Origin of the sequence: Bradyrhizobium erythrophlei (genome assembly GCF_900129425.1) — a bacterium.
GTDB lineage: Bacteria > Pseudomonadota > Alphaproteobacteria > Rhizobiales > Xanthobacteraceae > Bradyrhizobium > Bradyrhizobium erythrophlei_C.
In genome coordinates, this window is the sequence record NZ_LT670817.1 from 5,107,308 (window position 1) to 5,122,059 (window position 14,752).

The following is a 14,752-nucleotide window of genomic DNA, read 5'->3' on the forward strand; positions in this document are numbered from 1 at the left end:
TCGTGTTTCCCCCGGCCAACTCCAAATAAACTATTCTTCAGGCGCGTTCTCGATCGGGTCGAAGCGGTCCGCTTCAAGGCCCAGCAGATTCCACGATTGCAGCATATGCGGCGGCAACGGGGCCGTTGCGTCGATCACGCCGCCGCGAGGATGCGGGATCACGATCCGCCGCGCCAGCAGATGCAGCCGCTTCTGCAGGCCGCCCGGCAGCTGCCAATTTTCCTTGTTGAAATATTTGGGGTCGCCGACGATGGCGTGGTCGATATGCGCCATGTGCGCGCGCAACTGATGGGTTCGCCCCGTGACCGGCTTCAGCGATACCCATGCAAGCTTCTGCGCCGAGGTCTCCACCACGGCATAATAGGTCACGGCGTGGCTGGCGCCCTCGTCGCCATGCGCCGCGATCCGCATGATGGTATCTTCCTCGCCCTCCTCCTTGGCGAGGTAGGTCGAGATGCGGCCCTGCTTCGGCTTCGGTACGCCCGCCACCAGCGCCCAGTAGATCTTGCGCGCCGAACGATGGCGGAACGATCCGGTCAGCGCTGTCGCGGCGAAACGCGTCTTTGCAATCAGCAGGCAGCCCGCGGTCTCCTTGTCGAGCCGGTGAACCAGCCGCGGCTTCTGGCCCTTGGCGTCGCGCATCACTTCCAGCATGTCGTCGACATTTCGCGTGATGCCGGAACCGCCCTGCACCGCCAGCCCCGCCGGCTTGTTCAGCACCATGACATCGGCGTCCTCAAACAGGATCATGTCCTTGAGAGCCTGCAGCGTTTTCTGTGCCGCTTCCGAGAGACTGCCTGCGAAGTGCGGCGCATCGAGTTTTAGGGGCGGAATGCGAATGCTCTGCCCCTCTTCCAGCCGGTCCTTGCTGTCGGCGCGCTTGCCGTTGACCCGCAGCTCGCCTTTGCGGACGATGCGCTGGATGTGGGAGAACGACAGCCCGGGAAAGCGTGCCTCGAGAAAGCGGTCGACGCGCATGTTGTTCTCGTCGGCGGTCACGACCACGGTTTGAACCTTTGTCGGCAACGGCGGCGGCTCGGCGACGATTTCCGCAGGCTCCGCAACGAAAGGCTCTGGCCTCGTGGCACGCGGCGCGGCAAATCGCGCCGGCGGCTTGCCACCGGAACGATGCGCCTGCGGCCGCTCCGCCTGCGAGCCCCGATAGGGACGCGCGCCCTTCGGGCGATCGCCGGCCGGGCGAAGTGGTCTCTTGACGCGACGGCTCATGCTGGTTGTGGCTCCAAACTAGAGCGTTGGGTAGCGCAAAAGCAGCGCAGCGTCACGGCGAAATCAGTACAAATGGCGCGCGGGATCGGCCATCATCCGCCAAACGGGCGGGAAATCGGGGGGGAGCATCCGAAGATGGCGTTAACGAAATCGGCTTTGGCGATGTTGACGGCCATGATCGTGACCGCAGCGTGGGCCGAGGATGGCCCGATGCCGGAGGACATCGCCTGGAAGCTGCTCGAGATCGGCCACGTCATCGACGCGCCGAAGACCGCAGCGCTCTACGCGCCGCTGCAGGAAAAAGAGCCGTATCACGGCGTCAGGATCGAGCGGGATGTCAAATACGGCGCTGCCGAACGCAACCTGCTCGATGTCTTCATGCCGGAGACCGCGTCATCGCCGCGCCCGGTATTGATCTTTGTCCATGGCGGCGCCTTCGTTGCCGGCAACAAGCGTATGCCGGACAGCCCGTTCTATGACAACATCATGCTGTGGGCCGTGAAGAACGGCTTCGTCGGCGTCAACATGACGTATCGGCTGGCGCCCGGGTCGCCCTGGCCTGCCGGTGCCGAAGACATCGCCGCGGCGGTTCAGTGGGTCGCGGACAACATCGCTGCGCGCGGCGGCGACCCCGCCCGCATTTACCTGATGGGCCACTCGGCGGGCGCGGTGCATGTCGCGAGCTATGTGTCGCATCCAGAATTTCACAAGGTGACAGGCGGCGGCCTGGCGGGCGCGATCGTGGTGTCGGGGATCTACGACCTGACGGCGACACCGCTCGCCGATCCCGAGCGTGCTTATTTCGGCGCCGATCCCTCGCGCTATCCCGAACAATCCTCACGGCAGGGTTTGCTGACGACAAAGATCCCGCTGATGCTGGTTGGCGCCGAACTGGACCCGGATGGATTCGTGCTGCAATTCGACCTGATGAAGGAGGCCGCCTGCAAGCGCGCCAGCGGTTGCGGCCGCGCATTCGTGGTGCCGCAGCACAGTCATATGTCGGAAGTGTATTCGATCAACACCGCGGACACGCGGCTGACCGATGAGATCCTGGATTTTGTGAAGACCGGAAAATAGCGCTGAAGGGTTCTTGCACCGGGCTTTCATCCTTCGAGACGCCATGCTGCGCATGGCTCCTCAGGATGAGGGTTTGGCGTGCCCCGGACGCTGCGCAGCGCCATAAGCGCGGTTACGCGCGTCTTCGACGCGCTATAGCGGTGCGCTGCTGATCCGGGGTTCACTATGGACCCGTATCCGTGGTCCCGGCTCTGCGGAGCAGCGTGAAGAACGCTGCACCGCGTCCGGGACACGAGACGCATTGCTTCACGCCCGCTCAGAATGAGGTCTAGACCCTCATGGTGAGGAGCGCGGCAACGCCGCGCGTCTCGAACCATGTGCGGTCACGATCCGACCCAGCCGAAGAATAGTTTAGCCCCGCTCCCTGCGCAGCTTCGCCCAATACTCCAGCCGCTTGCGAATCTCGCGCTCGAAGCCGCGGTCGGGCGGATCGTAAAAGGTCTGGCGTCCCATCGCTTCTGGGAAATAGTCCTGCCCCGAAAACGCTTCCGGGGTGTCGTGATCGTATTCGTAGCCGCCGCCATAGCCTTCCGACTTCATCAATTTGGTCGGCGAGTTCAGGATGTGTTTTGGCGGCAGCAGTGAGCCGCCCTCCTTGGCCGCGCGCATCGCCGCGCCGAACGCCTTGTAGGCGGCGTTCGATTTCGGCGCGGTGGCGAGATAGATCACGGCCTGCGCGATGGCGAGTTCGCCTTCGGGATGGCCGAGGAAGTCGTAGGCGTCCTTGGCGGCGTTGCAGATCACCAGCGCCTGCGGATCGGCCAGACCGATGTCCTCGACCGCCATGCGGACCACGCGGCGTGCCAGAAACAGCGGGTCCTCGCCGGCATCCATCATGCGGGCGAGATAATACAGCGCGGCGTCGGGATCGCTTCCGCGCACCGATTTATGCAGCGCCGAGATCAGGTTGTAATGGCCGTCAGCGGATTTGTCGTAGATCGGCGCCCGGCGCTGCAGAATGTCCTGCAACTGTTCGGCGTTGAAAGTCTCGCTTTCGCGCGCGGCGCGCCAGACTTCCTCGGCGAGCGTCAGCGCGGCGCGGCCATCGCCGTCGGCCATCCGCACCAGCACGGCGCGGGCTTCCGCGTCGAGCGGCAGCTTCCTGCCCTCGACCTTTTCGGCATGGGCGTACAGCTTCTCGATCGCCGGCGGGTCGAGTGAATGAAACACCAGCACCCGTGCCCGCGACAACAGCGCGGCGTTGAGTTCGAACGAGGGGTTTTCGGTGGTCGCTCCGACCAGCACCACGGTACCGTCTTCCATCACGGGCAGAAACGAATCCTGCTGCGCGCGATTGAACCGGTGCACCTCGTCGACGAACAGCAGCGTCCCCTTGCCGGTCTCGCGCCGCGCGCGCGCCGCATCGAACGCCTTCTTCAAATCGGCGACGCCGGAAAACACCGCCGAAAGCTGCTCGAAATGCAGCTCGGTGGCATCGGCCAACAGCCGCGCCACCGTGGTCTTGCCGGTGCCCGGCGGTCCCCAGAAGATCAGCGAACCCAGTGTGCGCGTCGCCAGCATCCGCGTCAGCGCGCCGTCGGGCCCGAGGATATGATCCTGTCCGACCACGTCCGACAGTGCACGCGGGCGCAACCTGTCGGGAAGCGGATGCGGCGCGTCCGCTTCCATCCCCGCGGCGGCGAACAGGGTTGTCGCTTCCTGTGGTCGCTTCGGGCTCATCCGCCGAGCGTGACGTTGATCTGCTGGCCGCCGCGCACCAGGGTGATGCGCCAGAGCCTAGAGGAATCGCGCGTCGCCTTCTCGAGATCGCTGGTCTTGGCGATCTTCTGGTTGTTGACGGCCAGGATGATGTCGCCCTTCTGGAATCCGACATTGGCCGCGGTCCCGTCATCGGTCAGATCGGTCACCACGACCCCTTCGGTGTCCGCATCCAGATGAAGTTCATCCGCCACCGCCGGCGAGATGTTCGCGACTTTTGCGCCCTGGAACGGCGAGCGCGACGTCAATACGATTTCGTTGCGGCCGGTATCGGGCGCGGTTTCCAGCAGCACGGTCAGCTTCACCGTCTTGCCGGCGCGCTGCACGTCGATCTGCGAAGTGCCGCCGAGCGGGCGGGTCGCAAAGCGGTAGTCGAACGCGTTGGGATCATCGACCGACTGCCCGTCGATCCCGACGATCAGATCGGACAGTTTCAGCCCGGCCCGCGCCGCCGGACTGTTCGGAACGACGCTGGAAACCAATGCGCCGGTCGGCAGCCGCAGACCCAGTGTCTCGGCGATCTCCGGCGTCACCGCCTGCAATCGCGCACCAAGCCAGGGCCGCTTGACGGCCTTGCCGCCGCTCTTGGCGGAGGCGACAACGACGCGCACCATGTTGGCCGGAATGGCGAAGCCGATGCCCTGCGATCCGCCGGAGCGCGAGAAGATCGCGGTATTGATGCCGGCGAGCTTGCCGGTCATGTCGACCAAAGCGCCGCCCGAATTGCCCGGGTTGATCGCCGCGTCGGTTTGAATGAAGAACTGGTAGTCGGTGATGCCGACCTGCGTGCGCGCCAGCGCCGAAATGATGCCGTGGGTCACGGTCTGCCCCACGCCGAAGGGATTGCCGATCGCAAGCACGACGTCGCCGACCTGCAATTCATCGGAATTGGCAAAGTCGAGCGTCGGGAATTTCTCGTGGGTATCTTTCAGCCGCAATACCGCGAGATCGCTGCGGGGATCCTTGAGAACGATCTCGGCCTCGAATTCCCGCTTGTCCGACAGCGATACCTTGACCTGATCGGCGCCCTCGATGACGTGGACATTGGTCACGACCAGACCGGACGGATCCACCATCACGCCCGATCCCAGCGAACGCTGCATCTGTTCCGGCTGCTGGCCGGGTACGCCGAAGAAGCGGCGAAAGATCGGATCGTCGAGCAGCGGATTGTGGTCCTGCACCACCTTGGCGGCATAGACGTTGACCACCGCCGGCTGCACATGCTGCACGATCGGCGCGTAGGATAGCCTCAGTTCCGCCGCCGACGCCGGCACACGCCGGTCCTGTGACATCGCCGGGGCCGCAGCCAGCAGGACCAGCAGTGCCGAGAAAACACGAATAGCGATCATGAAAGATTCCCAAGGGATTGACGGGGCGAATATAGGCGCCCCGGCCCGCGAATAGAAGTGATTGGAAAGCCTCGTCAAGGCCGGTCAGGGTCCGATTCGGCCGGCCCTTCGCGCCATGCAAAAACCGGGATTTCCGCGCCAGCCTTGCAATTCGGCGGATGAAACAGCACGTAGTGCCCAGACCGGCGGTGTGGGCCGGGACCAAGGAGAACCGCCCCATGAAGGCCGTCGGCTACAAGAAGTCGCTTCCGATCGACGCTGCGGATGCATTGATCGATTTCGAGACCGCAAATCCGCAACCGACCGGCCGCGACATCCGCGTCGCAGTAAAGGCGATTTCGGTCAACCCGGTCGATTACAAGGTGCGCAAGCGCGCAGCACCCCCCGAGGGTGAAACCAAGATCCTGGGCTACGACGCCGCCGGCATCGTGGACGCCGTCGGCCCCGATGTCACCCTGTTCAGGGCTGGCGATGAGGTTTTCTACGCCGGCTCGATCCAGCGCCAGGGCACCAACGCGGAATTTCATCTGGTCGACGAGCGTATCGTCGGCCGCAAGCCGAAGACGCTTTCGTTCGCGCAGGCCGCGGCCCTTCCCCTCACCTCGATCACCGCATGGGAATTGCTGTTCGACCGGCTTGGCGCGGTGCCCGGCAAGAGCGTCGATCCGCGCACGCTTTTGATCGTCGGCGGTGCCGGCGGCGTCGGCTCGATCCTGATTCAGCTCGCACGCCGCCTCACCGGCCTGACGATCGTGGCAACGGCGTCCCGGCCGGAAACCACCAAATGGTGCCTCGATCTCGGTGCCCATGCCGTCGTCGATCATTCAAAGCCGATGAAGGAGCCGATCGAAAAGCTGAAATTGCCGCAGGTTGGCCTGATCGCGAGCCTGACCTCCACCGACCAGCATTACAAGGCGCTCGCAGACATCATTGCGCCGCAAGGGAAATATGGATTGATCGACGATCCCCCGGAATTCAATGTCAGCGTCTTCAAGGGCAAGGCGGTCTCGATTCACTGGGAATCGATGTTCACGCGCAGCTCGTTCCAGACGCCGGACATGATCGGCCAGCACCTCCTGCTCAACGATGTCGCCGACCTCATCGACAAGGGCGTGTTGCGCACCACGCTCGACCAGACGATGGGGACAATCAACGCCGCCAATCTGAAGCGGGCCCACGCGCTGCTGGAATCCGGCAAGTCGCGCGGCAAGATCGTGCTGGAGGGGTGGTAGCCTCTCCTTTCACCTCGCCCCGCTTGCGGGGAGAGGTCGAAGCCGAAGGCTTCGGGTGAGGGGGACTATCCGCGAGTCCGAATGCGTTGATGGAGCCCCTCACCCCGACCCTCTCCCCGCAAAGAGCGGGGCGAGGGGGAAGCGTACCTCACGCGATGGTCTGGATGATGCCGCCTTCGACGCGGAGCGCCGCGCCATTGGTCGCCGACGCCTCCTTCGAAGCGACATAGACCACCATGTTGGCAACCTCCTCGACGCTGGCAAAGCGCTGCAGCAGCGAGGTCGGGCGATGCTGCTTGACGAACAGCGCCGCCGCTTCCTCCACCGACTGACCGTTCTGCTTTGCCAGCGCCTTGACGAAGGTCTCGACCCCCTCCGACATCGTCGGCCCCGGCAGCACCGAATTGACGGTCACGGCGGTGCCGCGGGTCAGTTCGGCAAGGCCGCGCGATATCGAAAGCTGCGCGGTCTTGGTCATGCCGTAGTGGATCATTTCGGTCGGAATGTTGAGTGCGGATTCCGAGGAGATGAAAACGATGCGGCCCCAATTGCGCTTCAGCATGCCCTGCATGTAGGCGCGCGACAGCCGCACGCCCGACATCACATTGACCTCGAAGAAGCGGCTCCAGTCCTCGTCGGGGGTCTCGAAGAAGTCCTTGGGTTCGAAGATCCCGGCATTGTTGATGAGAATGTCGACTTCCGGCAACGCCGTCACCAGCGTGTTGCAGCCTTCCACGGTGGAGACGCTGGCGGCGACGCCGTGGACCCTGGCCCCAGGCACCGTCTTCGTGATCGCGGCGACAGCGGCCTCGACCTTTTCCCGTGTCCTGCCATTGACCGTGACTTCGGCGCCCGCCGCCGCGAGGCCCTTGGCGATCGCGTGACCGATGCCGGCGGTCGAGCCCGTGACCAGCGCGGTCTTTCCCTTCAAGTCGATTTTCATTCATCATCTCCATCGTTGATGACGGAGATATCGTGAGCACAGGGTGCAACCGCAATCGCCGGGAAGCACGAACAATGCCCAATAAAAAAGCGGCGCACAGGGCGCCGCTTTCAAAAACCGATTGAAAAGGCTTACGCCGCTGCGGCGGCCTTTTCCTGCTCGCGACCGGAGTCGAGGCCCTTGGCGTCGACGTCGCGGTCGACGAATTCGATCACCGCCATCGGCGCGTTGTCGCCGTAGCGGAAGCCGGCCTTGATGATGCGGGTATAGCCGCCCTGGCGGTCCTTGTAGCGGGTCGCCAGCGTGTCGAACAATTTACGCACCTGATCCTGGTCGCGCATCTCGCTGATCGCCTGGCGGCGCATCGACAGCCCGCCCTTCTTGCCGAGCGTGACCAGCTTCTCCACGATCGGGCGCAGTTCCTTCGCCTTCGGCAGCGTGGTGACGATCTGCTCGTGCTTGATCAGCGCCGCGCACATATTGGCGAACATCGCCCGCCGGTGCTCGGCGGTGCGGTTGAGCTTCCGATGAACCTTGCCGTGACGCATGTCATATTCCTCGATACTTGTTCTGTCGCGACGGCTCGTCGGACAATCTGCTCAGGTGGGCCGCCTGCGTTCGCCCCAGTCATTCCGGACGCCGCGAAACGGCGATCCGGAATCTCGAGATTCTCAGGCGCGCAATTGCGCACCACAGTTCGCGCTAACGCGCGCCCCGGAATGACGAAATCAATAATGGTCTTCGAAGCGCTTGGCCAGTTCGTCGATATTCTCCGGCGGCCAGCCCGGCACTTCCATGCCGAGATGCAGCCCCATCTGGGCCAGCACTTCCTTGATCTCGTTCAGCGACTTGCGGCCGAAGTTCGGGGTACGGAGCATCTCCGCTTCCGACTTCTGCACGAGGTCGCCGATGTAGACGATATTGTCGTTCTTCAGGCAGTTCGCCGAACGCACCGACAGCTCGAGTTCGTCGACCTTCTTGAGGAACGCGGGGTTGAACGCGAGATCGGGAATGATCTCCTGCGTCACTTCCTTGCGCGGCTCTTCGAAGTTCACGAACACATTGAGCTGATCCTGCAGGATGCGCGCGGCATAGGCCACCGAGTCATCCGGGCTGATCGCGCCGTTGGTCTCGATGGTCATGGTCAGCTTGTCGTAATCGAGGATCTGGCCCTCGCGGGTATTCTCGACCTTGTAGGACACCTTGCGCACCGGGGAGAACAGGCTGTCGACCGGGATCAGGCCGATCGGCGCGTCCTCGGGACGGTTGCGCTCGGCGGCAACGTAGCCCTTGCCGGCGGCGACCGTGAATTCCATGCGGATTTCCGCGCCCTCGTCGAGCGTGCAGATCTGCAGATCCGGATTGAGCACCACGACGTCGCCGACGGTCTGAATGTCGCCGGCGGTGACGACGCCCGGGCCCTGCTTCTTCACGACCATGCGCTTGGGGCCTTCGCCCTGCATCTTGATCGAGATGTCCTTGATGTTCAGCACGATGTCGGTGACGTCCTCGCGAACGCCGGCGATTGAGGAGAATTCGTGCAGCACGCCGTCGATATGCACCGACTGCACCGCGGCACCCTGCAGCGAGGACAGCAGGATACGGCGCAACGCGTTACCGAGCGTCTGGCCGAAGCCGCGCTCGAGCGGCTCTGCGACCAGGGTCGCAAAGCGGTTCGGGTCAGTGCCCGGCGTTACCTGGAGCTTGTTGGGGCGGATAAGTTCTTGCCAATTTTTCTGGATCGTCACTGTTTCACCCATACCGGCCAGTCAATTTGCCATCCAAATTACTGGCGTTGGAGATCGCGGATCAGTCCGCGCTTCAAAATTTCTCAAAACGATTCGCGGGCGGCAGAGCCACCCGCGTCGATCGCATCAAACCCGCCGACGCTTGCGCGGCCGGCAACCATTGTGCGGGATCGTGGTCACGTCGCGGATCGACGTGACGGTGAAGCCCGCCGCCTGCAGCGCACGAAGCGCCGATTCGCGGCCCGAACCCGGACCTGCAACTTCAACCTCCAGTGTGCGCATGCCGTGTTCCTGCGCCTTCTTGGAAACGTCTTCCGCCGCCACCTGCGCGGCATAGGGGGTCGACTTGCGCGAACCCTTGAAACCCATCGTTCCGGCCGACGACCAGGCAATGGTGTTGCCCTGCGCGTCGGTGATGGTGATGGTCGTGTTGTTGAACGACGAATTCACGTGCGCGACGCCGGATGCAATGTTCTTGCGCTCACGACGACGGACGCGGGTGGCTTCCTTGCCCATTCCAGAACCTTTCTTACGATCTCAACGCCGCCGTAATGCCAGCGGCTACACCTGACGAGCGAATGGCGAGTGGCGAACAGCAAACAGTAAGGAAACGACCCCTACTCGCCATTCCCTATTCCCTATTCGCCCAATTACTTCTTCTTGCCGGCGATCGACTTGGCCGGCCCCTTGCGCGTGCGCGCGTTGGTATGGGTACGCTGACCGCGTACCGGCAATCCGCGGCGATGGCGCAGGCCGCGATAGCAGCCGAGGTCCATCAGACGCTTGATGTTCATGCCGGTCTCGCGACGCAGGTCGCCTTCGACCATATAGTCGCGGTCGATCACTTCACGAATCTGCAGCACTTCCTGATCGCTCAGCTGCGAGACCCGGCGGTCAACCGGAATCTTGACTTTGTCCAGGATGTCGGCCGCATTCTTCTGGCCGATGCCATGGATGTACTGGAGCGCGATCAGGACGCGCTTGTTGGTTGGAATATTCACGCCGGCAATACGGGCCACGGACTTCTCTCCTGTCGCCGATCCCTCGCGGAACGGCTGATTTCGTTATTTCGGGCAGGTGTCCGCAAACGCGAACACGACGCCCTTCCCCTTGGATATCTCGGGGCCCGGCATCGTCAAAAACTATCCGACTGGATACGGGCTTATTAAAGGATTCAACTTGGTTTCGTCAACCGTCTCTAAGCTTTAGCTCGCTTCTTCGTGACCTTTTTGGCGGTTTTCTTGGCCTTTCGGACCACAGCGGCCTTGGAACCCGCCGAAGACTTTCGAGACGCCGTTTTGGGCCGTTTAGAGGCCGGTTTCACGGCCTTCCGGGGCGCCTTGGCGACTTTCCTGGCGGCTCCGGCGCCTTTGCCGGCCGATTTGGACGCCTTTCCGGCGGCCTTTTTGGTGCCGCTCGCGATCCGTTTCGCCGCGGCCGCCTTTTTGGCGGCCTTGGCCTCCACAGCTCCGATCGCGGTAAGGATGCGGTTAATCTCGCGGGTGACGTGCTCGATGGTCATCATGCCATCGACCGTCAACAGCTTGCGCCGCTCCGAGTAGTAGTGAATCAGCGGCTCGGTCAGCGCACGGTAACTCGCCAGCCGCTTGGTCAGCACTTCCTGGGTGTCGTCGATTCGCACTTCCTCGCCGCGCGCCCGCATCTCCGCGACCCGGCTTTCCACGCGCTGCAACAGCGCGCTTTCGTTGACGCGAAGTTCGACCACGGCATCGAGCCGCATGTGCTTTTTCTTCAGCAGCTCATCCAGCGCCTGGGCCTGCGGCACCGTGCGCGGAAAGCCGTCGAGAATGAAGCCCTTGGCCGCGTCCGGCTGATCCAATCGGTCGGAAATGATCCCGATCACGATCTCGTCCGGCACCAGGCCGCCGCTGGCCATGACGTCCTTGGCCTTGAGGCCGACCGGCGTCTGCGCCGCCACCGCGGCCCGCAGCATTTCGCCGGTCGAGAGCTGGACGATGCCGTAGCGGTGAACCAGCCGGTGGGCCTGGGTTCCCTTGCCCGACCCCGGCGGCCCGAGAAGAATCAGTCGCATCCGTTTCGCCCCCCGGCTCGGTGAGCGATTGATCGCGCACCTAAATAAGCAAAATTAAACCAGCGCCGACGCCGATCGGCGCCGATCGCAGAAGCTGCAGCGCCTCGGCTTGCGCGTCAGCGGCGACGCCCGCGCAACTTCGACTTCCTGATCAGCCCTTCGTACTGATGGGCGAGCAGATAGCCCTGAACTTGCGCCACCGTGTCCATGGTCACGCTGACCACGATCAACAGCGAGGTGCCGCCAAAGTAGAACGGCACCGAGGCGTAGGAAATCAGAATTTCGGGGATCAGGCAGACAATCGCGAGATAGATCGCGCCGAGCACCGTGATGCGCGAGAGCACGTAATCGATGTATTCGGCGGTGCGTTCGCCCGGACGAATACCCGGAATGAAGCCGCCGTGTTTCTTGAGGTTATCGGCGGTCTCGGTCGGGTTGAACACGATCGCGGTATAGAAGAACGCGAAGAACACGATCAGCGTCAGATAGAGAATCAAAAACAGCGGCCGGCCGTGACCGAGCTGCGTGGTGATCCACTGAAACCATTCCGGGCCCTTGCCGGCGTTGAAATTCGCAACCGTGGTCGGCAGCAGCAGCAGCGAGGAAGCGAAGATCGGCGGAATCACGCCCGAGGTGTTCAGCTTGAGCGGCAGATGCGAGGACTGGCCTTCGAACATCTTGTTGCCGACCTGGCGCTTCGGATACTGGATCAACAGCCGCCGCTGCGCGCGTTCCATGAACACGATGAAGGCGATCACCGCGACCGCCATCACGATCACAACCAGAATGAGGCCGGTGGACAGCGCGCCCTGACGGCCGAGCTCCAGCATGTTGGCGAGCGCCGAGGGCAACTCAGCGACGATGCCGGAGAGAATGATCAGCGAAATACCGTTGCCGATGCCGCGCGAGGTGATCTGCTCGCCCAGCCACATCAGGAACATGGTGCCCCCGGTCAGCGTGATCGCGGTCGATATACGGAAGAACATGCCGGGATCGGCGACGACATTGCCGGCGCCTTCGAGTCCGACCGCGATGCCGTAGGACTGGAACGCGGCCAGGAGCACCGTGAGGTAGCGGGTGTACTGGTTCAGCGTCTTGCGGCCGGCTTCGCCTTCCTTCTTCAAGGCTTCGAGCTGCGAGGACACCGTGGTCAAAAGCTGAATGATGATCGAGGCCGAAATATACGGCATGATGTTCAGCGCAAAGATCGCCATGCGGTGAATGCCGCCGCCGGCGAACATGTTGAACATCCCGAGAATGCCGCCGGCCTGGGAACGGAATACCTGTTCCCAGATGTTGGGGTCGATGCCGGGCAGCGGAATGTAGGTGCCGAGCCGGTAAACCAGCAGCGCACCCAGTGTGAACCAGATGCGCTTCTTCAGTTCGTCGGCTTTGCCGAGCGCCGAGAAATTGAGGTTTGCCGCCAGTTGTTCCGCTGCTGAGACCATGTTTGGCTTTCTCCCGCCGCCCTTGCGCTGTCATGCCCGAAAGGCGGGACATTCAGCAGACGCCGGACATTATTTGGTGCTCGGCTTCGATAAGTCCATCGTCCTGTCGCGCAGAATACCCGCCGCGGCGGGCGATGACGCAGATGTTACGCCGTCTCGCCCTCGTCCTTCTTTGCCGGCGCCAGGATCTTCACCGTGCCGCCCGCCTTCTCCACCGCCGCGATGGCGGATTTCGAGGCGCCGTGCACCTCGATGGTCAGCTTGGCCTTCAGTTCCCCTCGGCCGAGCAGCCGCACGCCGTCCTTTGCGCGCCGCACAACGCGGGATTTCACCAGCGATTCGGCATTGATGGTGGCGCTGGCGTCGAGCAGCTTGGCGTCGATCGCGCCCTGAATACGGTCGAGATTGATCTCGGCGAATTCGAGCCGGAAGATATTGTTGAAGCCGCGCTTCGGCAGCCGCCGATGCAACGGCATCTGGCCACCCTCGAAGCCCTTGATGCGCACGCCGGAGCGCGCGGTCTGGCCCTTGCCGCCGCGGCCGGCAGTCTTGCCCTTGCCGGAGCCGATGCCACGGCCGACGCGCATGCGCTTCTTGCGCGAGCCGGCATTGTCGGCGATATCGCTGAGCTTCATCGTTCGCTTCCTTTATCCTTGGCGCAAGATCTCGACGGAAAACCGGTTCCCACTCGGGATCATGCCGCCGTCTTATTTCTCGTCGACGATGCGGACGAGGTGTTGAACCTTTGCGATCATGCCGCGAACTGCAGGGGTGTCCTGCAGCTCGGTGGTGCGGCCGATCTTGTTGAGCTTGAGGCCGATCAGCGTCGCCCGCTGCGAGTGGTGGCGGCGGATCGCGCTGCCGGTCTGCTCGACCTTGATCATCTTTGCGGCCTTGGCCATCGTCATAACTCCAGAAAGCGCGGACGCGCTCGTTGTTTATTCAGCAACCACTTCGGCGTCGCCGCCGACGCGGCGGGCCTGCAGCGTCGAGACCTTGATGTTGCGGCGCGCCGCCACCGAACGCGGCGAATCCTGGTGCTTCAGCGCGTCGAAAGTAGCGCGAACCATGTTGTAGGGGTTCGACGAGCCGATCGACTTCGCCACCACGTCCTGGATGCCGAGCGTCTCGAACACCGCGCGCATCGGGCCGCCCGCGATGATGCCGGTACCGGCCGGCGCCGCGCGCAGGTAGACCCGCCCTGCCCCGTGACGGCCGGCGATATCGTGATGCAGCGTGCGGCCTTCGCGCAGCGCCACCCGCGTCAGGTTGCGCTTCGCCGATTCGGTCGCCTTGCGGATCGCCTCGGGAACTTCGCGCGCCTTGCCGTGGCCGAAACCGACCCGGCCCTTCTGATCGCCGATCACGACCAGCGCCGCAAAGCCGAAGCGCTTGCCGCCCTTGACCACCTTCGCCACCCGATTGATGTGGACGAGCTTGTCGACGAACTCGCTGTCGCGCTCTTCCCGGCCGCCCCTGTGGCCGCCACCGCGTTCGCGTTCACCTGCCATGGTGTTTTCCGATCCTTAAAAGACTTGCCTGAAAGAGGCTCGCGCCCCCGGCCGTGTGTCCGTTCAATTCCAAATCCTAGAAACTCAATCCGCTCTCACGCGCCGCGTCCGCAAGCGCCTTGACGCGCCCGTGATAGAGATAGCCGCCGCGATCGAACACCACTTCGGTGACGCCGTTCTTCACGGCGCGTTCCGCCAGCAGCTTGCCGACGGCCTTGGCCGCATCGATGTTGGCGCCGGTGTTGCCGCTCTCGCGCATCGCCTTCTCCAGCGAAGACGCCGATGCCAGCGTCTCGCCCTTGAGGTCGTCGATGACCTGCGCATAGATGTGCTTCGACGAGCGGAACACCGACAGCCGCGGGCGGCCGCTGGCGGTACGGCGCAACGACAGCCGCACGCGTTGCTTCCGCCGGGCATTCGTAATCTTGAGTCTCGACATGACCGG

Annotated in this window: 16 protein-coding genes; 2 read left to right on the forward strand and 14 right to left on the reverse strand. The window is 63.4% G+C overall.

Annotated features, from left to right (window positions below; genetic code table 11):
* Nucleotides 1-30: 30 nt before the first annotated feature.
* A complete protein-coding gene (locus B5527_RS24480) occupies nucleotides 31-1,227 on the reverse strand; it encodes an RluA family pseudouridine synthase (protein ID WP_079603836.1) in 1,197 nt (398 codons plus the stop codon).
* Between the two features lie 135 nt (nucleotides 1,228-1,362).
* Here B5527_RS24480 and B5527_RS24485 point away from each other — a divergent pair, with 135 nt between their 5' ends.
* A complete protein-coding gene (locus tag B5527_RS24485; RefSeq protein WP_079607467.1) occupies nucleotides 1,363-2,304 on the forward strand; it encodes an alpha/beta hydrolase in 942 nt (313 codons plus the stop codon).
* Nucleotides 2,305-2,655: 351 nt separating this feature from the next.
* Here the strand turns inward: B5527_RS24485 and B5527_RS24490 are convergent, their stop codons facing one another.
* Together B5527_RS24490 and B5527_RS24495 are read right to left on the reverse strand one after the other, a co-directional pair.
* Complete coding sequence (locus B5527_RS24490; protein ID WP_079603837.1) at nucleotides 2,656-3,984, reverse strand: replication-associated recombination protein A; 1,329 nt, start codon at nucleotides 3,982-3,984, stop codon at nucleotides 2,656-2,658.
* Nucleotides 3,981-5,372 (reverse strand): DegQ family serine endoprotease, encoded by a 1,392-nt coding sequence (locus B5527_RS24495; RefSeq protein WP_079603838.1) that lies wholly within the window; start codon nucleotides 5,370-5,372, stop codon nucleotides 3,981-3,983. The genes B5527_RS24490 and B5527_RS24495 overlap by 4 nt, the downstream gene beginning before the upstream one ends.
* 218 nt (nucleotides 5,373-5,590) lie before the next feature.
* Here B5527_RS24495 and B5527_RS24500 point away from each other — a divergent pair, with 218 nt between their 5' ends.
* Entirely contained in the window at nucleotides 5,591-6,604 is a 1,014-nt protein-coding gene (locus tag B5527_RS24500) for a zinc-binding alcohol dehydrogenase family protein (protein ID WP_079607468.1), read from the forward strand.
* Between the two features lie 148 nt (nucleotides 6,605-6,752).
* Here B5527_RS24500 and B5527_RS24505 read toward each other — a convergent pair whose 3' ends face one another.
* From B5527_RS24505 to rplR, 11 genes are all read right to left on the reverse strand, one after another.
* Nucleotides 6,753-7,547 (reverse strand): SDR family NAD(P)-dependent oxidoreductase, encoded by a 795-nt coding sequence (locus B5527_RS24505; protein ID WP_079603839.1) that lies wholly within the window; start codon nucleotides 7,545-7,547, stop codon nucleotides 6,753-6,755.
* Between the two features lie 131 nt (nucleotides 7,548-7,678).
* Nucleotides 7,679-8,095, reverse strand: a complete 417-nt coding sequence (gene rplQ / locus B5527_RS24510) for a 50S ribosomal protein L17 (RefSeq protein ID WP_079603840.1) — start codon at nucleotides 8,093-8,095, stop codon at nucleotides 7,679-7,681.
* 180 nt (nucleotides 8,096-8,275) lie between these two features.
* Nucleotides 8,276-9,307 (reverse strand): DNA-directed RNA polymerase subunit alpha, encoded by a 1,032-nt coding sequence (locus B5527_RS24515; protein WP_079603841.1) that lies wholly within the window; start codon nucleotides 9,305-9,307, stop codon nucleotides 8,276-8,278.
* Nucleotides 9,308-9,421: 114 nt separating this feature from the next.
* Nucleotides 9,422-9,811 carry a 30S ribosomal protein S11 gene (gene rpsK, locus B5527_RS24520; RefSeq protein WP_007603045.1) on the reverse strand — a complete coding sequence of 130 codons (390 nt, stop codon included), beginning with the start codon at nucleotides 9,809-9,811 and terminating at the stop codon, nucleotides 9,422-9,424.
* A gap of 134 nt (nucleotides 9,812-9,945) precedes the next feature.
* Nucleotides 9,946-10,314 (reverse strand): 30S ribosomal protein S13, encoded by a 369-nt coding sequence (rpsM, locus tag B5527_RS24525; RefSeq protein WP_079603842.1) that lies wholly within the window; start codon nucleotides 10,312-10,314, stop codon nucleotides 9,946-9,948.
* 179 nt (nucleotides 10,315-10,493) lie between these two features.
* On the reverse strand, nucleotides 10,494-11,348 hold the full coding sequence (locus tag B5527_RS24530) for an adenylate kinase (RefSeq protein WP_079603843.1): 855 nt from the start codon (nucleotides 11,346-11,348) through the stop codon (nucleotides 10,494-10,496).
* A gap of 116 nt (nucleotides 11,349-11,464) precedes the next feature.
* The gene (gene secY, locus B5527_RS24535) at nucleotides 11,465-12,796 is read right to left on the reverse strand and encodes a preprotein translocase subunit SecY (protein WP_079603844.1); all 1,332 of its coding nucleotides are present in this window, start codon (nucleotides 12,794-12,796) and stop codon (nucleotides 11,465-11,467) included.
* 146 nt (nucleotides 12,797-12,942) lie between these two features.
* Nucleotides 12,943-13,431 (reverse strand): 50S ribosomal protein L15, encoded by a 489-nt coding sequence (gene rplO, locus B5527_RS24540; protein WP_079603845.1) that lies wholly within the window; start codon nucleotides 13,429-13,431, stop codon nucleotides 12,943-12,945.
* 72 nt (nucleotides 13,432-13,503) lie between these two features.
* Entirely contained in the window at nucleotides 13,504-13,698 is a 195-nt protein-coding gene (rpmD, locus tag B5527_RS24545; RefSeq protein WP_079607469.1) for a 50S ribosomal protein L30, read from the reverse strand.
* A 36-nt stretch (nucleotides 13,699-13,734) separates the two neighbouring features.
* Nucleotides 13,735-14,307 carry a 30S ribosomal protein S5 gene (gene rpsE / locus B5527_RS24550; protein ID WP_079543886.1) on the reverse strand — a complete coding sequence of 191 codons (573 nt, stop codon included), beginning with the start codon at nucleotides 14,305-14,307 and terminating at the stop codon, nucleotides 13,735-13,737.
* A gap of 76 nt (nucleotides 14,308-14,383) precedes the next feature.
* Nucleotides 14,384-14,746, reverse strand: a complete 363-nt coding sequence (gene rplR, locus B5527_RS24555) for a 50S ribosomal protein L18 (protein WP_079603846.1) — start codon at nucleotides 14,744-14,746, stop codon at nucleotides 14,384-14,386.
* Between the last annotated feature and the right edge of the window lie 6 nt (nucleotides 14,747-14,752).